Annotated in this window: 17 protein-coding genes and 1 tRNA gene; 5 read left to right on the top strand and 13 right to left on the bottom strand. The window is 55.1% G+C overall.

All coding sequences use genetic code 11. The annotated features are described in order from the left end of the window. The first annotated feature begins 135 nt into the window (after positions 1–135). From cutA to HP572_RS00215, 3 genes are read left to right on the top strand one after another with little or no spacing between them, the layout of a single operon-like run. Complete coding sequence (cutA, locus tag HP572_RS00225) at positions 136–468, top strand: divalent cation tolerance protein CutA (RefSeq protein WP_010286405.1); 333 nt, start codon at positions 136–138, stop codon at positions 466–468. Further along, positions 444–2174, top strand: a complete 1731-nt coding sequence (locus tag HP572_RS00220) for a protein-disulfide reductase DsbD (RefSeq protein WP_240584458.1) — start codon at positions 444–446, stop codon at positions 2172–2174. Before cutA ends, HP572_RS00220 begins: the two co-directional genes overlap by 25 nt. 32 nt (positions 2175–2206) lie before the next feature. Further along, on the top strand, positions 2207–2782 hold the full coding sequence (locus HP572_RS00215; RefSeq protein WP_014914059.1) for a transcriptional regulator: 576 nt from the start codon (positions 2207–2209) through the stop codon (positions 2780–2782). Here HP572_RS00215 and HP572_RS00210 read toward each other — a convergent pair. Both HP572_RS00210 and HP572_RS00205 read right to left on the bottom strand, forming a co-directional pair. Continuing rightward, positions 2779–3369, bottom strand: coding sequence for a LysE family translocator (locus HP572_RS00210; RefSeq protein ID WP_240584457.1), 591 nt, complete (start codon positions 3367–3369; stop codon positions 2779–2781). The genes HP572_RS00215 and HP572_RS00210 overlap by 4 nt on opposite strands. Before the next feature lie 34 nt (positions 3370–3403). Beyond that, entirely contained in the window at positions 3404–4249 is an 846-nt protein-coding gene (locus tag HP572_RS00205) for an AraC family transcriptional regulator (protein ID WP_240584456.1), read from the bottom strand. Between the two features lie 172 nt (positions 4250–4421). On the opposite strand from HP572_RS00205, the gene HP572_RS00200 reads away from it, so the two are divergent. Then, positions 4422–4497, top strand: a tRNA-Phe gene (locus HP572_RS00200). A gap of 229 nt (positions 4498–4726) precedes the next feature. Here the strand turns inward: HP572_RS00200 and HP572_RS00195 are convergent. Next, positions 4727–5629: a LysR family transcriptional regulator gene (locus HP572_RS00195; RefSeq protein WP_240584455.1), complete on the bottom strand. Its 903-nt coding sequence runs from the start codon at positions 5627–5629 to the stop codon at positions 4727–4729. A 128-nt stretch (positions 5630–5757) separates the two neighbouring features. On the opposite strand from HP572_RS00195, the gene HP572_RS00190 reads away from it, so the two are divergent. Next, the gene (locus HP572_RS00190) at positions 5758–6021 is read left to right on the top strand and encodes a DUF2798 domain-containing protein (protein WP_240584454.1); all 264 of its coding nucleotides are present in this window, start codon (positions 5758–5760) and stop codon (positions 6019–6021) included. Positions 6022–6431: 410 nt separating this feature from the next. Here HP572_RS00190 and HP572_RS00185 read toward each other — a convergent pair whose 3' ends face one another. The 10 genes from HP572_RS00185 to phnH all read right to left on the bottom strand — a co-directional run bounded on the left by HP572_RS00185 (position 6432) and on the right by phnH (position 16567). Beyond that, positions 6432–7259 carry an alpha/beta hydrolase gene (locus HP572_RS00185; RefSeq protein WP_240584453.1) on the bottom strand — a complete coding sequence of 276 codons (828 nt, stop codon included), beginning with the start codon at positions 7257–7259 and terminating at the stop codon, positions 6432–6434. 81 nt (positions 7260–7340) lie between these two features. After that, entirely contained in the window at positions 7341–9665 is a 2325-nt protein-coding gene (locus HP572_RS00180; protein ID WP_240584452.1) for an autotransporter domain-containing protein, read from the bottom strand. Positions 9666–9902: 237 nt separating this feature from the next. Next, complete coding sequence (phnP, locus tag HP572_RS00175) at positions 9903–10688, bottom strand: phosphonate metabolism protein PhnP (RefSeq protein WP_240584451.1); 786 nt, start codon at positions 10686–10688, stop codon at positions 9903–9905. Between the two features lie 38 nt (positions 10689–10726). Continuing rightward, positions 10727–11296 carry a ribose 1,5-bisphosphokinase gene (phnN, locus tag HP572_RS00170; protein WP_240584450.1) on the bottom strand — a complete coding sequence of 190 codons (570 nt, stop codon included), beginning with the start codon at positions 11294–11296 and terminating at the stop codon, positions 10727–10729. A gap of 2 nt (positions 11297–11298) precedes the next feature. Next, the gene (phnM, locus tag HP572_RS00165) at positions 11299–12435 is read right to left on the bottom strand and encodes an alpha-D-ribose 1-methylphosphonate 5-triphosphate diphosphatase (RefSeq protein WP_240584449.1); all 1137 of its coding nucleotides are present in this window, start codon (positions 12433–12435) and stop codon (positions 11299–11301) included. Continuing rightward, complete coding sequence (gene phnL / locus HP572_RS00160; protein ID WP_240584448.1) at positions 12425–13171, bottom strand: phosphonate C-P lyase system protein PhnL; 747 nt, start codon at positions 13169–13171, stop codon at positions 12425–12427. Before phnL ends, phnM begins: the two co-directional genes overlap by 11 nt. Positions 13172–13192: 21 nt before the next feature. Beyond that, complete coding sequence (phnK, locus tag HP572_RS00155; protein WP_240584447.1) at positions 13193–13981, bottom strand: phosphonate C-P lyase system protein PhnK; 789 nt, start codon at positions 13979–13981, stop codon at positions 13193–13195. Next, positions 13978–14775 (bottom strand): alpha-D-ribose 1-methylphosphonate 5-phosphate C-P-lyase PhnJ, encoded by a 798-nt coding sequence (locus HP572_RS00150; RefSeq protein ID WP_233966824.1) that lies wholly within the window; start codon positions 14773–14775, stop codon positions 13978–13980. The genes phnK and HP572_RS00150 overlap by 4 nt, the downstream gene beginning before the upstream one ends. 107 nt (positions 14776–14882) lie before the next feature. Continuing rightward, positions 14883–15986 carry a carbon-phosphorus lyase complex subunit PhnI gene (locus HP572_RS00145; protein ID WP_127157217.1) on the bottom strand — a complete coding sequence of 368 codons (1104 nt, stop codon included), beginning with the start codon at positions 15984–15986 and terminating at the stop codon, positions 14883–14885. After that, a complete protein-coding gene (gene phnH, locus HP572_RS00140; RefSeq protein ID WP_205556669.1) occupies positions 15986–16567 on the bottom strand; it encodes a phosphonate C-P lyase system protein PhnH in 582 nt (193 codons plus the stop codon). The genes HP572_RS00145 and phnH overlap by 1 nt, the downstream gene beginning before the upstream one ends. Position 16568 lies beyond the last annotated feature (1 nt).

Genomic DNA, 16568 nt, shown 5'->3' with positions numbered 1-16568 from the left:
ACAGTCCCTCGCGGATCGGCGTAACTCGTCGATCCGCTGCGTTCCACTCTCGCAGTTCATTCCCTTCAAACAATAAAGCAAGGTATAGTGTGGCTCTGATTGTCTGGAATTTGTTCATCTGACACGGAGGATGTGATGTCTGACCGCCCGCTTTGCGATGCTGTCGTCATATTATGTACCGCACCTGACGACGCCTGCGCGCAACGGCTTGCCGACTCGCTGCTGGAAACGCGGCTTGCCGCCTGCGTCACCCTGCTGCCCGGAGCACGTTCGCTCTATTACTGGGAAGGCAAGCTCGAACAGCAATCAGAAGTACAAATGCTGATAAAAAGCGATACCTCACATCAGCAAGCACTGCTGACTCACCTGAAACAACAACACCCTTACGATACGCCGGAGCTGTTAGTCCTGCCGGTATCCGGGGGCGATAGCGATTATCTGACATGGCTCAACGCATCTTTACGCTGATTTTCCTGTTATGGACGGCTTTCGGCACACCCAATGTGGCCGCTTCTTCTTTCGGTCAGAAACTGTTTGGCAACAGCACGACGTCACGCTTTCTGCCGGTCGATGGCGCTTTCGCCTTTGAATTTCAGCAGCAGGATAACCAGCTCAACCTGCGCTGGGATATCCATCCCGATTACTACTTGTACCGCGCACAAATCAAGATCGAAGGAAACGGTGCCACGCTGGGCAAGGTGGAACTGCCGCAGGGCGAAAGCCATAACGACGAGTTCTTCGGTCAGGTCTTTATCTTGCGGGATCGGCTGGCGCTAACGGTTCCGATTCAACAGGCCGAAAACGGCGCGACGGTTAAAGTCACCTATCAGGGCTGCGCCGATGCGGGTTTCTGCTATCCGCCGGAAACGCGCGTCGTCCCTCTCAGTCAGGTGCTTGCTAATGCAGGCACGGATACCTCGAATACCGCATCAGCCCAGACGGCACCGCCGCAGACCACGCCGATGCCGTTCTCGCCGTGGTGGGCGCTGTTGATTGGTATCGGCGTCGCCTTTACCCCTTGCGTCCTGCCGATGTACCCGCTGATTGCCAGTCTGGTGTTGGGCAGAAAAGAACAGCTGACGCCGCGCCGCACGCTGCTGCTGTCGATGACCTACGTTCAGGGTATGGCGCTGACCTACACGCTGCTTGGGCTGGTTGTCGCCGCCGCCGGATTACGCTTTCAGGCCGCGCTCCAGCATCCGTACATTCTGATTGGCCTGTCGGTGATGTTTGCTGCGCTGGCGCTGTCCATGTTTGGCCTGTATACGCTCCAGCTCCCGTCCTCGGTGCAAACCCGACTGACAGAGTGGAGCAACCGTCAGCAAGGCGGCTCCGTCACTGGCGTATTCTGCATGGGCGCGCTGGCTGGGCTAATTTGTTCCCCCTGCACCACCGCCCCACTCAGCGCCATCCTGCTTTACATCGCCCAGAGCGGTAACATGCTGGCAGGTGGCGGCACGCTTTATCTCTACGCGCTCGGCATGGGATTACCGCTCATTCTGGTCACGCTGTTTGGCAATAAACTGCTGCCGCGCAGCGGCCCGTGGATGCAGTACGTTAAGGAAGCGTTTGGCTTCATTATTCTGGCGCTGCCCGTCTTCCTGCTGGAACGCATTCTGGGCGAGACGTGGGGAATGCGGCTGTGGAGCGCGTTAGGTATCGCCTTCTTCGGCTGGGCACTCATGCTGACGCTGCGCAGCAGCAAAGGCTGGATGCGCGGTGTACAGCTGCTGCTGCTGGCAGGCGTGGTGATCAGCGCTAAACCGCTGCAAGACTGGGCATTTCCTCCGGCTGGCGTGGCGCAAGCCCACACCTCAGCACTGAACTTTGCCCCTGTCGCCAATATTGCCGATCTCAACAGTTCGCTGGCAAAGAGCGCTCAGCCTGTTATGCTCGATCTTTACGCTGACTGGTGCGTTGCCTGCAAAGAGTTCGAGAAATACACGTTCAGCGACCCGGCGGTGCAAAACCATCTGTCGCGCATCACGCTGCTACAGGCGGACGTCACCGCTAACCGCGAAGAACAAAACGCGCTGCTGAAAAAGCTACAGGTTTTAGGGCTGCCGACCATCGTATTTTTTGACGCTCAGGGGAAAGAAATCCCCGGTTCGCGCGTCACCGGTTTTATGAACGCTGAACAGTTTAAGGCGCATTTGCAGAAATTCAGCCCATAAACGACGATATATGTGCTTCTGGAGGAGACCTAATGCAACGGGAAGATGTTCTTGAACATGCGCTTACTCTGCTGGAGCAGCACGGCTTTGCCATGACAACGCTGGATATGCTGGCGGAGAGACTCGGCGTTCCGGTAGAGGAACTGACGCCATTCTGGCCGGATCGGGAGGCGCTGCTGTACGACGGCCTGCGCCACCATAGCCAACAGGTTGATACCTGGCGGCGTCAGCTTCTCTTGGACGACGAGAAAAGCATCGAGCAGAAGCTGCTGGCACGCTATCAGGTGCTTCATGAGTCGGTGAACAAACAGCGTTATCCGGGCTGCTTGTTTATTGCGGCGTGCAGCTTCTTCCCTGATATCAATCACCCTATCCACCAGATTGCGGAACAGCAGAAGCTGGCGTCTTACCAGTACACTCGCGATTTGCTGGAAGAGCTGGAAACCGACGATCCTGAGATGGTGGCACAGCAGATGGAATTGATTCTGGAAGGCTGCCTGAGCAACCTGCTGGTCAAGCATCAGGCCGCCAGCATCGCCACCGCACAGCGGTTAGCAGAAGATGTCTTACGCTTTGCGTTGTGCCGAAAAAACGGCGCGTTGACCTAAGCGAGCATGCCTGCCCAGGCGGAAACGAACAGACACAGCGCCATCAGGCGCTGAAAGCGCACCATTGCAACGGTGGTGCGAAACACCCTGTTCACGGCTTTCCCCAGCCCTGCCCAGCACGCCAGACAGGCCATCGAGATAATCAAAAACCACAGCGCCATTATCGATATCTCCCGCAATGCATGTTCCCCCGCAGGGGCGAACAGGCTGACGACGGCCAATGCCATCATCCACGTTTTCGGGTTAATCACCTGTAACAACGCCGCAGCGCGAGCCGTAAAACGGCTGTGCGATTCGCCAGAGAGAGTAGCCGCAGGTGCCCTGAATAACTGCCAGCTCATCCAGCTTAGCCACAGTACGCCCGCCCAGCTCATCACCTGACGAACCACCGGATACTGACGCAGCATCTCCCCCGCGCCAGCACCGGAAATCAGTACGATAGCGCTTGCCGCCACACAGGCACCGACCACTGCGGGTAGCGTGTTTCTCACGCCATGGCGCTGGCTGTTGGTTAAAATCAGGATATTCGTTGGCCCCGGCGTTATCGAGGCGACAAATGCAAACAGCAGAAACGGCATCAAACTCACAGGTCACTCCTTTTTAAGAGCCCTGACTGTGCCGCTATTTTCTGGAAACGTCTGGAAGGTTTGTGCACAACCGACGGTAATGGGCAGGCGAGATCCGATACGCCCGCTGAAACCAACGGCCAAGATGGCTTTGATCGGAAAAACCTAGGGTCGCAGCTACGTCGGCAGGCTGATCGCCGCATGCCAGTAGCTGCCGCGCTTTCGCCAAACGAAGTTGGATAAGCCAGGCGTGCGGGGCGAGATGAAATTCACGTTTAAAGCAACGTGTCAGCGTGAAGCGATCGGTGCCCGTCTCCCGCGCGAGGTCAGACAGACCGATATTTTCGCCCAGATGCGCATAAAGATAATCGCGTGCGCGATGCGCCACCGCCGTGCTTTGCACTTGCGAAGGTAACCTTTTTCGCCAGTGACAATGTGCGGTGATCTGCGAGAGCAGGTTATCCATGGCGCTCTGCTGCACGATTTTCATTTCATCGTTGTGAAGCGTGGCGAACGTGTCACCAATCGAACGAACCAGCTGTGGATCACGCGTGAGTGTTTGCGCAAAATGAAGCGAGTAACTTCCTGGCGTGGAAGCATATAAGCCGTGCAGCGCATTAGTCAGCCACTGCTCATCGAGGTAAAACGTCAGATAGGTAAACCCACCATCGACCGGCGCGTCACCGTCGTGGATTTCACCCGGCTCCAACAAAAAGGCATCACCAGGCCGACTATGATGTCGTTCACGGCGGCAATGAAACTGCTGCGTACCGGAAAGCGTCACGCCCACGAGGTAGCTGTCGTGCCAGTGTGGATCGTAGGCGTGCCCTTCAAAATGCGCCTTGATCGTTTCAATCCCCGTATCTGCATGCTGACGTAGCTCAAGCCAGTCGTTCGCCATCTCGCTCCCCTCTTTTCGCTATCAGCATTACCCGTTCATAGGCATCAATTCTGGAAGATTTGTGCAAAATCGATGCCTACCCGATCAGATTGCCGTAAAGTTAAGCAGTTGAACAGCTTTTCCCTAAATAGGGTTGACGATCATACGGGATTAAGGTTTAATGCGCCCCGTTGCCCGGATAGCTCAGTCGGTAGAGCAGAGGATTGAAAATCCTCGTGTCCTTGGTTCGATTCCGAGTCCGGGCACCACTAATTTAAAGAAACCAGCCTAACGGCTGGTTTTTTGCTTTTGGGGATTGGAACTCTCCATCGAACACCGTTCGATTATTCGCCGCAAGCGGCTCACCCTTTCAGGGTCAGCGCGCTGTTCAACGCCTCCGGCGTTTGTCCGAGTCCGGGCACCACTAATTTAAAAAACCAGCCTAGCACTGAGCCTTCATTTAAAGTTATTCACCCAGAAAATCACCACGTCCTCGTCTTAAATCTCAGCTTCTAAAAACGCAATAAATGCTCTTACCTTTGAATTCAGTGCCGAACGTTCATTAACACAGGCATAAATATTCATCGGTAAAGACTCTACGCGGTTACCGTTACTGTGGTCTGAGCAGAACAAAGGCGTGAGTTGACCACTGTCTATCAACGGCTGGGCAACAAAGCTTGCCAGACGCGTAACGCCGCCTCCGTTTGCTGCTATTTTTGCAATAATATCAATATCATCACTGATGAATTTAGGGTTGAGCTTCACGTTAACAGGCTGCCCGTTGACCATAAATGTCCAGGGAAGAAAACGTCCATCAGTGGGATAGCGGAAGACCAGGCAGGCGTGCTGGCTAAGTTCTTCGGGAGTCTGAGGGGTGCCCGCCCGATCCAGATAGGCCTGAGCCGCGCAGAATATAAATGGCATCGATGCAATTTTTCTGGCAATCAGTTGATCGTTCAGCTGTGCCTCGATGCGGATACTAACATCAACACCTTCCAACCGATGGTTGACGTTGCGATCGGTACTAATCAGTTCGATATCAATATCGGGGAAAGACGCTTTGAAAGCAGGCATCAGTGGAGCGATAACGTACCGACCAAACGCGGCAGTCGTCGCGATGCACAGCGGACCTTGCAGTTTGGTTTCACTCGCCGCAGCCTGAGAGGCGAGCTCGATATCATGTGGAATATGGCGTACCTTCTCGAAATAGCGTTTACCGTTTTCGGTTAATGTCATGCTACGAGTGGTGCGCGATATCAGGCGCACGCCCAAATGTGTCTCAAGCCGTGAAAGGCTCTGGCTTACCGCCGCCGGACTCATACCTTTAGCTCGTGCCGCCGCGGCAATGCTGCCGTTCTCTACCACGCGGATAAAATTGCTAATCAGCCCTAACACATCCATATTATCCCCAACGCTTGATTCGTTACTTTTATTTAATAATGATTAAAGCATAGCTGCTCTACTACCATCCTAGTTAGCTTGATAGGTTAGCAACCGTTTCACTAACCGTTGTTAACCAGGATAACTTGATGACTAATGCTCTTGCCAAAAAGCCCCCGCGATTCCGCTTCCCTAAGCACACTTCACCCTACGTATTTGCTCTTTATATGGCGACCATCATGGCATTTCTGATGTGTCTGGTCATCATTCTGGCCGAATTTGGAATGGGGCCACATTACATGGAAAATGTGATGAATGCCTATCAGGTTGCCATGCCAGCCGCTTTTGTTTGCATACTGATTGTCCGTCCTATTGTTACCCGGTTGGTAGGATTGACTGTTCACGGCCACTGAGTCATTCAATACACCATTTCGTTCTCCCACAGTAAGGCTTGCGAGTCCGCTCACAGTGCTTCGCCGACTATCAGGCTGCGTCATGCTCTAACACAGAACACTGCCATCATTGTTGATGGCACATCTATGTTACCTGTTCGCCTTAAATCACTCGCCGACGCTCCATCCCTACAACCCGAACACCAGCCTGTCATACGAACTATCGAGCGTTTCAGTTGAGGTTATTGGTGAGGCTATCGCGGATCTTGGCGAGTATGCCGATAAGATTAAGGATGCTATTGATCTTATGTTTTGGGGGATTTGAAAAGGGTATTTAGAGTTTTCGAATCGAGCCTTATTTTACATATAAGCAGATACAATCAGTATGTCGAAAGATCTCAAAAAGTGAATGGTCCGGTTTACCGGGATGCTTACAGATTGCTGTGCTGGCATGGCGTTCGCAGGTTTATCAGTGACGGCCAGAGCGACCCCCAATCTCCTTCATGTCCCATACCGGGAATAATACGTACCTGAGCACATTCCCCCACCGCGCGAGCAAAACGTTCAGCGACAAAAGGCGGCACAATGCGGTCATCTGCGCCGCTAAAGTGCCATTGTGGAATGGCGGCAACCTGCCTCACGACATCACGTGGATTGAGAGAGTCTGGCATCAACGATACCTCGTGAAACCGATTCACCGCGTCATGATCGAGGTTACCCGCGACCGTACGCAACAGCGCGATATCATGACGCCGCGCCGCAATGAGCACCGCTACGGCTCCTCCACCGGAATAGCCCGTCAGCACGATAGGCTGAGTAGGAACCTTTGCCGCGTAGTGCGTGATCGACCGATCCATCGCCGCAATGACTTCCGGTGCGAAGCGTTTACCGGTCCAATAATCAGGCTGGCATACCGGATTCGCGGACGGCGGCGTAAATTGGCAGGGACGTGCGATATAAACCACATTGGCGGCATTATCTGCCGCCGCCAGACTCAGCCCTAACGCCCGATGCGGCGTAGGATCATCGGCTGGCAGATTGCGGGTACGCCATGCTCGCCCATCCCCTTCGATATAGATATTCAGCGGACGATCGGCACGTGTGATACGCACATAGGTGGTCAGAACAAAAGGAGATGCATGCAGCGTTTCGCGCTGCAAACCCGCCGCCTGCGCTAACTCATCCGCATGGCGTTGCGGATCGCTGCTACAGCCGAGTACCAGCATAGAAAGCAGCACGATCAGCCGGGTGATTTTCAATTCAAACTCCGTAACAACGCAGCATCGACAGTGATCAAAACAAAGAGTCCAGGCGGAATATCTCCCGCCTGGAAAACAGCGTTAGAACTGCCAGCGCAATTGCAGGTTACCGGAATGACTTTCGTAGCTGCGAGCGGCTTCCCCTGTGTATTTTAGGGTCAGGCTCAGGTTGCGTTTACTCACGATCGTCGTCCCAACCGACAATACACCGCTGTCGGCCACCGGACGAGAGCCGGTAGTGACAAAGTCGGTGGAGCCAGTGCTGTCAGCAGCGAAGCTGGCGGCGGATTGCATCGCATCATCATGGAACTCATGACGCCATCCCAGTTGAATAAACGGCTGCACTTCGCCACCCGACAGCGCAATACGACGATCCAGTTTCAGCGCCAGATCGCTTTTGAGAGACGTCGAGGTCGCATCACCTACCGTTAAGCCCGCTCCATTGCCACCCGCTTCGGTATAACCTTGCTGTTTGAGGATGCTGTAAGTCAAACCAGCAATCGGCGTCAGCGTAGTATCCGTCGCCCCCAGCTTGAACGGATAGCCCGTCTGGCCGGAAACGATGTATTGCGTACCGTTAAACGATCCTGTGGCGTTACCGCTAAAGCCGCTAAAATCAATCAGGCGCTGGGTATCATACTGGTGACGCACCACACCGGTGGACAGGTTCAGGAACCAAGGACGACTATCGTAATTGGCATAACCGAACAGGCCATAGGATTTGATTCGTACAGCGCTGCCCTCATTGTCTCCAGTACTATCCACGTTGGTTGTGGCATAGCTGCCTAATCCCCCCAGACGCCAGCTATCGCTGACTGCGCCGTCCGCTCCGATCAACAAGCCGCCAAAGCGCGCATCGTAACCGGAAACGTCATTACGTTGCCCCTGGTTGGCAGTACCGCCAAAACCCTGGCCCCACATCACCACATCGCTGTCGCCTTCACCCGTGGCAACACCGCTGCTGCCACCTGCAACACGGATCACATTCGCACGCTGGGCAATCACATTCAGGATAGCGTTGGTTGGTGCGGAAGAAGCCTTAGCTGATGCAGAGGCCACCGCCGCCGGGCTCAGTCGCGCACCAGCACGGTTGGCTTCTTCACTGGAACCGAGTGCGGCGCTGGCATTGAACACATTCAGCAGCGACGTGTTAGTGCCACCATAATTGAACAGACCGTTGATCGAGGAGATCGCATTGCCAGTCGTTGCGTTGCGGGAAGGACCAGAAGTACCGAGCGTCACAACCAGATCGCTCAGGCTGTTGTCAACGCTGTCAGTTTGGGCGCTGCCCGTCATCGCGCCGCTATAACCGCTAGCCAGATAATTCAAGCTGCTGGCATTGTACTCGGTGCCATCTGCGGTAGCCTGAACCACCACATAGCGTTGCCCATTCGCAAACGCATAGCTATTCAGGCTCACCAGAGATACCGTAGAGCCGCTGGCGATATTGGCCGTGCCGGAAACCACCAGACGCCCATAGCCGCTGTCGGTGCTGATATCCCCCGTCGCCACCGCGTCATCCGCTACGCCAATCAACAGGCTGGCATCGCTGCCTTGCACATAGTTGCCGTTCAGGGTAACGGTATTGTTGATCTGCAACGCCGCCGCCTGATTGGACATCACACCCGAACTCACGGTGACGTTGTCGTTCAGAAGCATATTGCCGGAGGCAAAAACCAGATCACCATTGCTGATGTAGATATTCCCTTGCATTGCCTGACCATATCCCGTCAAGGTACCAAAGGTTGTCCCCTCGCCACCGTTGAAGGTCAATCCCGACGCAGAATAGATATCACCCGCCATCACACCACTATTGGTAATCGGGCCAAAGGCACCGGAGGAATTGTAAATAGCGTTACTGCCACTGACGAGCCCGGTATTGATGATGTGATCTATCGCTCCTTCACCACCAAAGTTGGCAATGGCATAGTCAGCATTAATGGTACCAGTGTTGGTGAGCGTTCCCAGATGGGCCCCGTCCTGAAAAACCACCCCGACAGCACCCGTAATGGTGCCGCTGTTATAGATAGAATTGACGGTGCTTGCCGAACCGCTTCCCCAGATAGCGGCATCGCTGGTGGCCTGAATCAAACCGCTATTGATAATGCTGCCGATCGTTTTTGTAGAGAAAATCCCCTCAGGGCCGCTGATGGTGCCTGCATTGGTTAAGGTCCCAATGGTCGTGCTGTTGTTGAGCCCGTAGTAACCACCGCTCAGCACACCCGTGCTGGTGATCTCCACAGAATCAAGAGAAGGGTAATTACTGGTCGTCAGAATGAGGCCAGGGGTGCTGGTTGAAACAAGGATGTCATTCGATGCAGCAACGGCCTGATAAGTGGACAGCAATCCGACAAAAGCACTGACAGCCACCGCAAGGGGCTTCACTTTGAATGATGAAAACGTCATAAATTCAACTCCATGAAAAATTATCAATACGGTGTTTTTTTCATCATTCCACTGATGTGATAGCTAAATGCTGATATAAATAGAAAAACAATAGTTTTTAATTATCAACAATCCGCCAACTTTCCAAATGCAACAATTGGATGTAAGAATAATCTCAAATGTTGATTATATGGTATCGTCATGTTTCTAACTTTCTTCAATTAAGAAACGACTTTGTTGAATAAATTAACCTCACCCCTACAGCCCCAACACCAGCCCGTCATACGCCGCATGAACGTTCTCAGGCAGCAGCGTTTGCGTTTGGAGCCAGCGATCCAGTTCGTGGCCGATATGGGTCAGGTACAGCTGTTTGGGGTTTAGCTGAGTGAAAATTTCCAGCGCACGGGTGATGTCATTGTGGTTGCGCGGTGGCGTCGTTTGGGGAGGATGACTGCAATCGACAATCGCATAGTCCAGCTTGTGGGATGAGAGAAATTGGACGGTTTCAGGCGGTAGGCCGATGGTGTCGGTCAGGTAGGCCAGCGTATGCGTCGGCGTCTGGATGAGGTAACCGTAGGTTAATTTGGAATGGATTAAAGGAACGGGTGTGATGCTTATGCCATCCAGCTCAAAAGGCTGGAAAGGTATCAGAGGCGGTTGAAAATGCAGAATCCCTGGGTGCTTAAAGAGATCGTCGCAGCCCGCTTCATCCGGGGGCCCAAAGACAGGAATGGGATCGCCGTAGCCCCAGCGCAGGGGAAATAGTCCCTGAACGTGATCCATATGATAGTGAGTCAGCAAAATATGCCGAGTCGGATAAGGAAGCAGATACGGCGCTAGCTCGGGTAATCCGGCATCAATCAGGATGATCCGGTCCTGTGTCGTGATTGCTGCACAGCAGGCACGGCGCCGTTTTTTTTCATCGCGTTGCGCCTGCTGGCAAACCTCACATTCACAGCCAAAGGCGGGAACCTGCTGTGCGCCGCCGGTTCCCAAAAAGTGAAAAACGATCCCGTCACTATTTGCTGCCATATTTGCTGCCATCGGTTTTCTCCTGCTCTCCGGAGCGTTTGCCACTCGGCCTATCGTTCGCGGCGCGTCTTACAGGCGCTGTCGAACGGCAGCAGCGACCGAAAGGTGGATAAGGTGCGTTGCAGATCGCCGTCGTTATTCAATAAAACACAGTCGTTTGCCAAGCGGCTTTGCTCTTCTTCGGCACGCTGCAAACGCGTGGCAATTTGCTGTTCACTTTCCCGCCCTCTGGCGCGTAGCCGCTCTCGCAGTGCCGATTCAGAGACAGTCAGGCATATCGGAAACAGCGTGTTGCCATAACGTTCACGCGCCTGAGTCAGGTAAGCCCGTGAACCATTCACGACGACGTCATTCCCCCGCTGTAGCCAGTCATCAATCTCTATCCCGATACCATAATGGCACTGATGCGCCTGCCAATGGAGCGCGAAGAGGCCAAGCTGCTGACGGTTCGCGAACTCCTCCGGGGTCAGCGCAATGTGGTTCTCTCCCTGTATTTCAGCGGGACGAGTAATGTACCGGTGCGCCACCAGTAGGCGTGGCAGCGACAGCTGACGAATCGCCCGCAGCAGGCTGTCTTTGCCTGCGCCGGAAGGACCAATGAGGTAGATGAGTTTCGTCATGATCAGAATACCCGGACGCCCTGACGCCACACTCGCAGCAGCTTCATTTGCGGCGCGTGCCGTTTGACGAGCAGCAGGTCGGCTCGCCGCCCTTCTTCAATGCAGCCGCGATCGTCAAATTGCAGCGCCTGAGCGGGGTTATGGCTGACCAGCGCCATCGCTCGCGGCAAGTCGTAATCATTGCGCTCATCCTCTGCGATCATGAACGCCGCCTCCAGCAGGCTGGCCGGGTAATAGTCTGAAGATAAAATGTGAAGCACGCCAAGCGTCGCCAGATGATGTGCCGACACATTGCCGGAATGCGAGCCGCCGCAGATGACATTCGGCGCGCCCATGAGCACGTTCATGCCAACGCCATTTGCCTGCTGCGCCGCGATCTCGGTGGTAGGGAATTCGGCAATAGCGACGCGATGCTGATGGGCTTCGCTAATATGTTCCGGCGTTGCATCGTCATGGCTGGCCAGCGTGATGCCTCTGTCGTGACAAAGACGGACAATCGCCTCGCGGTTAGGCTGCGACCAGCGGCGTGAACCGGCCAGTTGCTCCTCTTCAAACGCGGCCATCTGTTCATCATTCAGGTGATACTTGCCTTTGTAATACTGATGATATTTCTCCTGAGAGGAAAATTGCCGCTGCCCCGGAGAGTGATCCATCAATGACGCGAGCGCGACCAGCGGAATATCTGCTAACTGCTCAAAGAGGGGAAACGTATCCTGATGCGGCAGTTCGCAGCGCAGGTGCAAATGGTGATCCGCCCGATTGGTGCCGTGCTGCTGGCTGTGCAAGACCGCATCCGTCATGCGCCGCAGGTTCTCAAGCCGATGCCCGCCATCGCGCACATCCCCCACCGCGACGGCATCCAGCACGGTGGTGATCCCGCTGGCGATAATCAACGCGTCATGATTGCGCATCGCCGCTTCAGACGGCCAGTTAACGCCGGGGCGCGGCGTGAAACACTTATCGAGATTATCCGTATGTAGCTCGACAAGCCCCGGCAGGAGCCAGGCCTGTTCGCCATCCAGCGCACCGGGATGACGGCTAGGCCTGTCGCTGATGTGGTGAATCACGCCGTTGCGCACTTCCAGTGAGCCATGAACGATTTCCCGTGAGAGCACCATATTGACGTTATTAATGATCATTTGCGGTCTCCTGAGCGTTGGAAGCGATCGGCAGCGTATTCATCGACATGGCGTTCACTGACATCGTACAAAGGCGATCGGCAACCTCCTGACGCACTTCGTCATCATGAAAGATACCGACGATGGCACACCCTTTGTCTTTCGCATTGTTGATGAGCTGTGTGACAGCCAGTCGGTTTTTGGCATCCAGCGACGCTGTCGGTTCGTCTAACAGCAGGATCGGGTAATCACCAATAAACCCGCGAGCAATATTGATGCGCTGCTGTTCACCGCCGGAAAAGGTGGCAGGCGCAAGCGACCAGAGCCGTTCAGGGACGTTCAGATGCGTCAGCAGTTCACCGGCGCGAATCTCGCTTTCCTGACGAGACATACCGCGTTCCAGCAACGGCTGGATAACCACGTTCAGCGTGCTAATGCGCGGGATGACGCGCAGAAACTGGCTGACCCAGCCCACGGTTTCACGGCGGATTTCCAGCACATGGCGGGCGTCCGCGTTGACGATATCGACCCAGCGTTCGCGATGGCGTACCCAAATGTGCCCGCCGTCAGGCTGATAGTTGCCGTACAGAGAACGCAGCAGCGTGGATTTTCCACTTCCTGAATGCCCGTGCAGCGCCACACACTCACCGCCTTTCACAGACAGGCTAACGTCGTGGAAAACCGGCAATCTTGTGCCCTGTTGGTTATATAACACGAACGTTTTATCAACGTTCTCGATGCGTAATTGCGTATCCATCAAGCGTCCTTTTGTCTGGATTTACAGAATGGAAGAAACGAGCAACTGGGTGTAAGGGTGGCTCGGATCATCCAGCACCCTGTCCGTCAATCCCTGCTCGACGACTCGCCCACGCTGCATCACCAGCAGACGGTGCGACAGCAGGCGGGCGACGCCGAGATCGTGCGTCACGATGACGACGGAAAGCTGCATCTCCACAACCAGCGTTCTGAGCAGATCGAGCAGCCGCGCCTGTACCGATACGTCTAACCCACCGGTGGGTTCATCCATAAAGATCAGTCGCGGTGCCGTCACCAGATTGCGTGCGATCTGGAGGCGTTGCTGCATCCCGCCGGAAAACGTGGTCGGCAAATCGTCCAGACGGTTTTCGGGCAGCTCGACGTTTTCCATCCACTGCGCCGCCTTGCTGCGGATATCGCCGTAATGCCGATTGCCGATAGCCATGAGCCGCTCGCCGATATTGCCGCCCGCAGACACCGTGGGGCGTAACCCTGCCAGCGGATGCTGCCAGACAATCCCCCACTCGGTGCGCACCAGCGCACGCCGCTGCCGTTCGCTGATGTCATAGATCGAGAGCGTCTGCTGCTCGGCGTTGCGGTAGATAACCTCACCGTCCTGCGGTGCCAACCGTGCAGAGATCGCGTTCAGCAGCGTGGTCTTCCCTGAGCCCGACTCGCCGACAATCCCTAAAACCTCCCCCGGCCACAGCTGAAACGACACGTCGCGGAAGCCTTTTTCCGGTGCATACAGGTGCGTGAGGTGTCGCACATCGAGCAGTGGGCTGTCGGATGCGTGATGCTCTGTCGTCATGACGGTTCTCCTCCCTGGCTTTGGCGCTGCTGGCAATAGTCGGTGTCGGAACAGACGAACATGCGCGTACCGTCATCGTCCATCACCACTTCATCAAGGAAGCTGTCTCGCGCGCCACACAGCTCACACGGCTTGTCCCACTGCTGTATTGTGAAAGGGTGATCGTCGAAATCGAGACTTTCTACCGAGGTATAGGGCGGAACGGCATAGACCCGCTTCTCGCGCCCGGCACCAAAGAGTTGCAGCGCGGGCATCATGTCCATCTTCGGGTTGTCGAATTTCGGGATGGGTGACGGATCCATCACGTAGCGATGATTCACCTTCACCGGATAGGCGTAGGTCGTGGCGATGTGCCCAAAACGCGCGATGTCCTCATAGAGCTTCACCTGCATCACGCCGTATTCTTCCAGCGCATGCATTTTGCACGTCTCGGTTTCGCGCGGTTCAATAAAGCGCAGCGGCTCAGGGATCGGCACCTGAAAGATCAGGATCTGATCCTCTTTAAGCGGCGTTTCAGGAATGCGGTGCCGCGTTTGGATCAGCGTCGCTTCACTGGTTTTTTCCGTGGTTGATACCTGTGCCACCTTGCGGAAAAAGGCGCGGATCGATACCGCATTGGTCGTATCGTCAGATCCCTGATCGATCACTTTAAGCGTATCGTCTGGCCCGATAATGCTGGCGGTGATTTGAATGCCGCCGGTGCCCCAGCCGTAAGGCATGGGCATTTCCCGGCTACCGAACGGCACCTGATGCCCAGGGATGGCGATCGCTTTCAGGATCGCACGCCGTATCATGCCCTTGGTGCTTTCATCCAGATAGGCATAGTTGTATTCCGTGTCTGAACCGCTACATTCCGTTTCTGGCTGGCTGTCTTTTTGGCGGAAGATCGTTGTCTGGCCCATTACGCGTTACTCCTTGGCACAGACGCGAGGTATTCCTCACGTAGTCGTTTTAATAGCTCCAGCTCTGACTGGAAATCGACGTAATGCGGCAGCTTGAGATGCGAGACAAACCCCGCCGCCTCCACATTGTCAGCATGCGAAAGAACAAACTCCTCATCCTGAGCAGGACCGCGAATTTCCTCTTGGTAATCGGCCGCCTGAAGGGCGCGATCGGCTAACGCCACCGTGATGGCTTTACGTTCCGAGCGGCCAAACGCCAGCCCATAGCCACGGGTAAAATGCGGTGCGTCGTTGGCAGGTTTCACAAAACCGTTCACGGTCTCGCATTCGGTCAGCAAGATCTCACCAATATCGATGGCAAAGCCGACCTCTTCAGCGACGATGCTAACGGTGATATAGCCCGTGCGGATCTCTCCGACAAACGGATGGTTGCGGCCATAGCCGCGCTGGGTGGAATACCCAAGCGAGAGAAGAAACCCTTCATCACCGCGAAACAGCTGCTGGAGACGCGATGCCCGCGTGCCGGGGTAACTCGGTGGATCCATCGTGATATCTGGCGGATCGCGATCGTCACCATTGTCTCGTTCAGGCGCGAAGCCCTGCTGAGAAAGGAACTGAAACGCGTGAGGAATGTGTTCACGCATCGCGTCATCTTCATCAACGGCGTCAGGCTGCGGCGCGACAGGATCCTCACCGTTGGCCAGCAGCGAGAAATCCAACAGGCGATGGGTATAGTCATAGGTAGGGCCGAGTAGCTGCCCGCCCGGTAAATCTTTGAAAATGGCCGACACACGGCGTTCAAGACGCATATCTGGCGTATTAAGCGGCTGACTAATTCCCCAGCGTGGCAGCGTGGAACGGTAGGCTCGTAAGAGAAAGATACTCTCCACCAGATCGCCACTGGCCTGTTTAATGGCCAGCGCGGCGAGTTGGCGGTCGTAAATATTGCCTTCGGTCATGACGCGATCGACGGCTAAATTAAGCTGCTGTTCTATTTGTGAACAGTCTAATTCTGGTACATCCGTGCACCCGCGGCGGCGGCAAGCTTGTAGCTGGTGGGCGGCCTCAATGGCCTTTTCCCCACCTTTGACGGCAACGTACATTAGCATTCCTCCACGTGGGTACTTCTGGGGATCGCAAAGAGCTTTTTCCCAGACGTAAAGAGAAAATCCAGTCCTGTCGGGAAGGCGTGGGGGCGGTTGCACAGGTAGTCCCTGACGCTACCGGGCAGACGGGGGGAGATAATGCGATGTGTCTTGATACCCGGCCCGGTCAGTTTCAGGCAAGGCCCGTCATGCATCCCTTCCACCTCGACAATAACGGTGGTGGATTTTTCTGGTTCGACTTCGCTGCCGCAGGAGAGCGCCATCAGGTCATAAGAAAAACGGTTTCCGCTCAGCAGCACAAAGTCAGCATCGTCGAGCGTCGTGGCGATCGGCACGTTCGTATGCAGGCAGAGCGTGCGCAGCAGCAACGGGTTACCGATCTTGGGATCGATAAACAGCGGCGTGGTGTGGCTGGTCAGCGTAAGCAGCGTGGCTGCCGTGGCGGACGACATCGATTCCAGACCGGAGACATTCGGAACCGTGACCAGAGAACCCGGCTCGCTCATGGCTTTCACGATTTTGCGAAAGCAGAGCTGTGTGCCAAATACGGGGTGGGCGAAGCCCGTCATCGTTGTCATG

The sequence above is a fragment of the Pectobacterium sp. PL64 genome (assembly GCF_022477975.1).
GTDB lineage: Bacteria > Pseudomonadota > Gammaproteobacteria > Enterobacterales > Enterobacteriaceae > Pectobacterium > Pectobacterium jejuense.
This window is presented reverse-complemented; position numbering and strand designations above follow the sequence as displayed.